This window comes from Roseiarcus sp. (genome assembly GCF_052145395.1).
In the GTDB taxonomy this organism is placed as follows: Bacteria; Pseudomonadota; Alphaproteobacteria; order Rhizobiales; family Beijerinckiaceae; genus Roseiarcus.
This window is the reverse complement of the sequence record NZ_JBKQOT010000382.1, coordinates 1-6573: the sequence shown is the minus strand read 5'-3', so window position 1 is coordinate 6573 and position 6573 is coordinate 1. Positions and strand designations below refer to the sequence as shown.

At 64.2% G+C, this 6573-nt stretch carries 9 protein-coding genes; 1 reads left to right on the top strand and 8 read right to left on the bottom strand.

Annotated elements, in window-relative coordinates; translation table 11 throughout:
• Nucleotides 1–167, top strand: a 167-nt coding sequence (locus ACLP25_RS12795) for an ester cyclase (protein ID WP_442469572.1), incomplete at its 5' end; no start/stop codon positions are given.
• Between the two features lie 414 nt (nt 168–581).
• On the opposite strand, the gene ACLP25_RS12790 is transcribed toward ACLP25_RS12795, so the two are convergent.
• The 8 genes from ACLP25_RS12790 to ACLP25_RS12755 form a co-directional block, all read right to left on the bottom strand.
• On the bottom strand, nt 582–1277 hold the full coding sequence (locus ACLP25_RS12790; RefSeq protein WP_442469571.1) for an ABC transporter ATP-binding protein: 696 nt from the start codon (nt 1275–1277) through the stop codon (nt 582–584).
• A gap of 8 nt (nt 1278–1285) precedes the next feature.
• The gene (locus tag ACLP25_RS12785) at nt 1286–2038 is read right to left on the bottom strand and encodes an ABC transporter ATP-binding protein (RefSeq protein ID WP_442469569.1); all 753 of its coding nucleotides are present in this window, start codon (nt 2036–2038) and stop codon (nt 1286–1288) included.
• On the bottom strand, nt 2035–3294 hold the full coding sequence (locus ACLP25_RS12780) for a branched-chain amino acid ABC transporter permease (RefSeq protein ID WP_442469568.1): 1260 nt from the start codon (nt 3292–3294) through the stop codon (nt 2035–2037). The genes ACLP25_RS12785 and ACLP25_RS12780 overlap by 4 nt, the downstream gene beginning before the upstream one ends.
• On the bottom strand, nt 3291–4226 hold the full coding sequence (locus ACLP25_RS12775; protein WP_442469567.1) for a branched-chain amino acid ABC transporter permease: 936 nt from the start codon (nt 4224–4226) through the stop codon (nt 3291–3293). Before ACLP25_RS12775 ends, ACLP25_RS12780 begins: the two co-directional genes overlap by 4 nt.
• A 91-nt stretch (nt 4227–4317) precedes the next feature.
• Entirely contained in the window at nt 4318–5550 is a 1233-nt protein-coding gene (locus ACLP25_RS12770; protein ID WP_442469566.1) for a branched-chain amino acid ABC transporter substrate-binding protein, read from the bottom strand.
• A gap of 345 nt (nt 5551–5895) precedes the next feature.
• A complete protein-coding gene (locus tag ACLP25_RS12765) occupies nt 5896–6024 on the bottom strand; it encodes a 3-hydroxyacyl-CoA dehydrogenase family protein (protein WP_442469570.1) in 129 nt (42 codons plus the stop codon).
• Nucleotides 6021–6149 carry a hypothetical protein gene (locus tag ACLP25_RS12760; protein ID WP_442469565.1) on the bottom strand — a complete coding sequence of 43 codons (129 nt, stop codon included), beginning with the start codon at nt 6147–6149 and terminating at the stop codon, nt 6021–6023. Before ACLP25_RS12760 ends, ACLP25_RS12765 begins: the two co-directional genes overlap by 4 nt.
• Entirely contained in the window at nt 6097–6297 is a 201-nt protein-coding gene (locus ACLP25_RS12755; protein WP_442469564.1) for a hypothetical protein, read from the bottom strand. The genes ACLP25_RS12760 and ACLP25_RS12755 overlap by 53 nt, the downstream gene beginning before the upstream one ends.
• Nucleotides 6298–6573: the final 276 nt, after the last annotated feature.

The window sequence follows — 6573 nt, the reverse complement described above, 5'->3', positions numbered from 1 at the left end:
CTGGGAACTTTTTCGGCTATCCCGCGACGGGCAACGCCTTTGCCATGCGCTCGATCGATATTTGGCTGGTCAAGGACGGACGTTTTGTCGAGCACTGGGACGAGCTCAACACACTAGACATCTTCAGCCAGGTCGGCGCCGTGCCGCCGCTTGGCCAGCCGTCGTAATGCAGCCGGTCCAGCTGCCAACAACAAGAGGAGGAGCTTCCATGCAGGTAGGAAAACTCATCGCGGTCTGGCTCCCGATCGCGCTCGGCATCGTGATGATCGGGGCTGGGGCGGTCAACTTCGTTGGGGCTTCCGCCAAACCTGGCGCTCGCCTCGACGGAAACATGATCGGCCCATGTGACGAGGGCGACCTGAGCGGACGAGGTCAGCCCGTACAATCCGCGTTCGATCCGCTCGAACCAATCATAGACAGTCCCCTGAATGCGGTCGCCGGCCCTGTGGGAGCATTGCGCCAGGAGCGACCGTCCCTGAAAGACTCCTTGAGCGCGTCAGGTCGACCCGAGGCGCAACACGAGGGCTGGGAAATCCGCCAACATGCGTGAATCCCTTATGTTCGACGGCGCGCTGCGGCCGTCAAACCTCCAGCCATTCCTTGCGAACGTCGGTCGCCGCCATAAGGGCGGCGGGCGTCCCTTCGTAGACGATCTTGCCGTGGCCCATCACATAAAGCCTGTGGCTGATCTTGAACGCGATCGTCAGTTTCTGCTCGACCAGCAGGATCGCGACGCCGCGGCGGGAGATCTCCATTAGGAGACGTCCGACATGCTCGACCATCATCGGCGAAAGGCCCTCGGTCGGCTCGTCGACCATGATCAGATCCGGGTCGCCCATCAGCGTCCGGCAGATCGCCAGCATCTTCTGCTCGCCGCCCGAGAGCACGCCGCCGGGCGTGTCCGCGCGCTCCTCGAGCCGCGGAAAGATGCGGAACATGTCGGCCATCGTCCAGCGGCCGTTCGCCTTGCCAGGCTTTTCGCCGAGCATTAGATTCTGCCGGACCGTCAGCCCGGGAAAAATGTCGCGCGTTTCCGGGACATAGCCGAGGCCACGACGCGCCGTCTCGTGCGGCTTCAGGCCCGCGATCTCCTTGCCCTTGAAACGGATGGAGCCCTTCGGGCGGACGTCGCCCATCACCGCCTTGATCGTCGTCGAGCGGCCGACGCCGTTGCGCCCGAGAAGACTGACGATTTCGTTTTCGTCGATCCGGAACGTGACGCCGTGCAGGATATGGCTCTTGCCGTAGTAGGCGTTGAGACCGGCGACCTCGAGCAGCGGCGACGTCATGGGCCCACCGCCTGCCCGAGATAGGCTTCCTGGACCTCGGCGTTCTCTCGAATCCGCTCGGGCGTGTCGCTGGCGACAACCCGGCCGTAGACCAGCACGGAAATCCGGTCAGCGAGACCGAAGACGACCCCCATGTCGTGCTCGACCATGATCAGCGTCCGGCCTTCGCTCACCTTGCGGATCAGCGCGACCGCCTGCGCGCTCTCGCTCGCGTTCATCCCGGCGGTCGGCTCGTCGAGCAGGATCACTTTCGCGCTGCCGGCGACCGTGACGCCGATTTCGAGCGAGCGCTGCTCGGCGTAGCTGAGCACGCCGGCCTGCACATCGCGCCGCGCGGTCAGTCCGATCTGCTCCATCAACCATTCCGTCCTTTCGCGCGCGTCGCGAAGGCGGTCGATCGACCGCCAGAAGGCGTATCCGTAGCCAAGAGACCAGAGGGTCGCACACCGCAGGTTCTCGTAGACCGAAAGCTTGGGAAAGATGTTGGTGATCTGGAAGCTGCGCGCCAGGCCGCGCCGGTAAATCTCGAACGGCTCGAGGCCGTCGATGCGCCGGCCGTCGAGCCTGATCTCGCCGGATGTCCGCCCGATGCGGCCGCTGATGAGATGAAACAGGGTCGACTTGCCCGCGCCGTTAGGGCCGATGATCGCATGACGTTCGCCCGTCCCAACCTCGAGCGAGACGCCGCGGATGATCTGCGCGAGACCGAAATCCTTGGTGACGTCGATCAGTTCGAGAGCGGGATTCATGCGCGGCCCCTCGCGCGCAGCCCCTTGTTGACGAAACCCCAGGCGTCGTCGACCTTCGGCCAGAGAACCCACGTCGCCGCCGCGCCGCCGGCAAACAGCACGAGCGCCGCCGCCCAGGGCGCGATCGAGGACGCGTCGACCGCGAAGCCGAAGAGATTCATCGCCGAGCCCTCGCTGCGGGCCAGCGCCATTTGGCGATTGGCGAGTTCGATCAGCATCACCGCGCCAATCAGTCCGGCGATGAGGCCGGGCGCGACAATCGCGTAGGCGGGCGCCAGACGACGGAACTCGCCGGAGCGCGTCGCCTCCCAATGGCGAAACAGCCATCCGGCGACGCCGCTTGGGGCGAAGGACACAACGGCGATGAAAAGAAGGCCGAAATAAAGCTGCCAGGCGGTCGTTACGTCGGAAAGATTGATCTGCAGCAAGGTGACGATGATGGCGCCGAGGATGGGGCCGACGAAATACCCGACCCCGCCGATATAGGCCATCAGGAGCACGACAGCCGACTGCTGCGCCCCGAGCTGCTGCGCGTTCATGATTTCGAAGTTGATCGCCGCGAGGCCGCCCGCGATCCCGGCGAAAAACGCGGCGAAGCTGAAGGCGATGAGGCGAATGCGCCGGGCCGAATAGCCGATATATTGCACGCGCTCGGGGTTGTCTCGCACCGCGTTGCAGACGCGTCCGAATGGCGTGCGCGTCAGGGCGTACATCGCGGCAATGCAAAGGAAGCACCAGATCGCGATCAGCCAGTAGACCTGGATCTGCGGTCCGAACTTCAGTCCGAGCAGCGGCGCGAGCTTGGCGCGATTGGTTGTGATCCCCTCTTCGCCGCCAAAGAACGTGCGCAAGATGAACGAGCTCGACGACACGAGTTCCCCGACGCCGAGCGAGATCATCGAAAAGACGAGCCCCGCGCGACGCGTCGAAACGAGGCCGAACAGGGCGCCGAAGGCGAGGCCGGCCAGTCCGCCGACCATCGGAATGACAACCACCGGCACGCCGAGCTTATCGTGGATGACGGCGTTCATCGCGTGGATCGCGACGAACCCGCCTAAGCCGTAATAGACGGCGTGGCCGAACGACAGGAGGCCCGTCTGTCCGAGCAGCATGTTGTAGGACAGCGCGAAGATGATCATGATCCCCATGACCGATTCCATCGTCAGCGCCGTCGGCGACGAGAAGACCAGAGGGGCGAGCAGGAACGCTGCGGCGAGCGCCAGCCAGGGCCAGAGAAATCGGACCGACGGCTTCACGATTCCCGCGTTCCCATGAGGCCGGTGGGTCGGACCATCAAGATGACCACGAGCAGGAGATACGGAATGATCGGCGCGAGCTGCGCGACCGTCACCTGCCAGAGGTCGCCGAGATAGGGCGGCGCGACGGGACCGAAGATGGCGGCGAGCGAGCCGTTCATCGCCACGGCGAAAGTCTGGACGAGGCCGATCAGCAGCGACGCGATGAAGGCGCCGGAGAGCGAGCCGAGGCCGCCCACGACGATGACGACGAACAGGATCGGGCCGAGGAGGGCCGCCATCGTCGGCTGCGTCACCAGCGCAGGACCGGCGATGACGCCGGCGAGGCCCGCGAGCGCGGCGCCGGCGCCGAACACGAGCATGAAGATGCGCGGCACGTCATGGCCGAGCATGGCGACCATGTCGGGATGCGTCAGGGCCGCCTGGATGACGAGGCCGATCCGCGTCCGTTTCAGGACCACGAACAGCGCCGCGAACATCGCCACCGCCGTCAGCAGCATGAAGATCTTATAGGCCGGGTAGGTGGTGTCGAACAGGCGAAAGGCGACGAAGTCGAGCGACGGAGGCACGCGATAGTCGACGGGCAGCTTGCCCCAGATCATCTCAACAATTTGCTCGATGACGAACGCCAGCCCGAAGGTGAACAGCAGCTCGGAGACATGGCCGAGCCGGTGCAGCCGCCTGAGACCAAATCGCTCGACCGCCGCGCCGATCGCGCCGACGGCGATCGGCGCGATGACGAATCCCGGCCAAAAGCCGACGCGCCGCTCGATCTCGAAGCCGAAGTAGGCGCCGAGCATGTAGAAGCTCACATGGGCAAAGTTGAGGACGCCCATCATGCTGAACACGAGCGTGAGCCCGCTCGCCAGCATGAAGAGCAGCATGCCATAGAGGACGCCGTTCAGCGTCGAGAATGCGACGATCTCCAGCATTGGACGCCGACCCCTTCGAGAGATGGACGCGACGTTTCGCGCCAACCCGCGTTGCGCGCCGGAGATCTTGCGGCTCCGGCCCGGCCTCGCCTCAGGGCCGCTCCAACTTGCAGGTGGTCGGAAGGACCGTGTCCTCCGGCTTGACGGCGCCGACCAGCTTCCAGCCCCAGCCGGTACCTTCCTCGTCGAACTTTGCGCCCGGGTCCAGGACGCCGAAGCTGCTGATGTACATGGGCTGGAAGAACTGGTGGTCGTCCGCGCGCATGAAGCCGTCACCACCGTCGAACACCTGGGCCTTCATGCCCTCCAGCTTTTCGGCGACGGCCTTCGCGTCGGTCGACTTGGCCTCTACCACCGCCTTGGCGAGCATCCGCATTTCATTGACCGCGCGGGGGTAGAACAGCGTGACGCCCTCCTTGGCGCGAAACGCCGCCTCCCATGCTTGCGCCTCCGGAGTCGCGGCGTTGGGAACGCCTTCGGTGATGGCGAAGACGCGGTGCGAGAGGCCGGTCTGCTTGATCGCGGTCGGGGCGCCGGCGCCGCCGGCGTAATAGGTGTACCAGTTCGCCTGAAGACCGGCGTCGGCGGCGGCTTTCAGAAGGAGCGCGATGTCTTGGCCCCAGTTGCCGGTGATGACGCTGTCGGCGCCGGACGCCTTGATCTTGGCGATGTAGGGCGAGAAATCGGTGACCTTCAGAAGGGGATGGACCTCGTCGCCGACGATCTCGATGTCGGGCCGCTTCTCCTTAAGCATGGCCCGCGCGGTCGAACGCACCGACTGGCCGAAGGAATAGTCCTGGTTGATGAGGTAGACTTTCTTGATATCCGGCAGGGTCTTCATGAAGGCCGTAAGCGCCGCCATCTTGATGTCGGAATTGGCGTCCCAGCGGAAATGCCAGTACGAGCATTTGTCGTTGGTCAGAATGGGATCGACCGCCGCGTAATTGAAATAGAGGATCTCCTTACCGGGATTGCGGTCGTTGTATTTCGACACCCAGTCCGTCAGCGCCGCGGCGACCGATGAGCCGTTGCCCTGGGTGATGAAGCGGACGCCCTGATCGGCGGCCTTCTGCGCCTGGATCAGGCTCTCCTGCGGGTTGGTCTTGTTGTCGAGCGCGACGATCTCGACCTTCTGACCGTTCAGGCCGCCGGTGGCGTTGAGCTCGTCCGCAAGGTATTGGAAGGTCTTCAGTCCGATTGCACCGATCGACGCGCCGCCGCCCGAGAGCGGGTCGATGTAGCCGATTTTGACCGTATCGTCCGCGAAAGCGGGAGCGACAAAAAAGGCCGCGCATAGCGCGACGCCCAACGTCCTGAATTCCATGAGTTTCTCCCTTGCCGGCCTTCATGACCGCGGCCGTTGGCCGTAACCATGATCGCGCGGTCCGGAATTGTCCAGTAAGGGCCTGCGCGAGCATCTACCCGAACGAGCGCAGCTACTCTCAGGAAGCCGCCTTCGCCCATCACGCCCTCACGGGCTCGATCGTAGTCATCGATTAAGATGCACTTCCCGTCTTTGCCATAGCGGCCCCATCCGCGCCCAGCCTTGCGACCGTTGTACCCGGCCGCGACGAGTTGGCGCAGCAGGCGACACGGCAGGAACGTTCGCCATCGGCTTGGTACAGAATCTCCCGCACGCTAAGCGACAGCGAGTTCTGCGTGTTGTCCATCAGCTGAAAGGGCCGATCGGATGGCCAAGGCCGAGCTTGCAGGCGGTATCAATTTCGGCAGCGGTGCAGACGCCTTCTTCGACGAGGCGGATCGATTCGATTTCCAGCGCGTGCAGCAGGCGGTTCACCGCGAAGCCGACCACATCCTTGACGCGGATCGGGGCTTCTTGCCGATCGCCGTCAACGCGTCCGCCGCCGCGTCAGCGTAGGCAGGATCGGTGTCCGCGGCGGCAATAAACTCGACGAGCCGCATACGCGACACTGTTGAGAAGAAATGCGTGCCGACGAAGCGGGCACGCCGTTGCTCCGGGACTCGCGCTTAGTGTTGTTACCGAGATCGACGAGGTGTTCGACGCGAGCCCAGCCTCCGACGGCAGAATCGCATCGAGTCTGCGGAACACTTCACGTTCAACGCCTCTTCTGTGGCCCGGCTGCCGCCGAGGCCGCGACGGCTATCGCCAAGACGTTAGCCCGGCTGGAGACAATCGAGAGCGAGGTGAGCGCGCTGAACGCTCGTCTCCCATCTGGCGCTATTATCTAAATCGAGGCCTTCCGAGGTATTGCGCGACGCTCGGCGCAACGGTGGCCCTGCCCGGCATCACGTCATCCGACGCGGACTTTTGGCCAACGCGACCTCGCTTTCGTCGGCAAGCGATCAGTGAGAATTTACGCGAGGA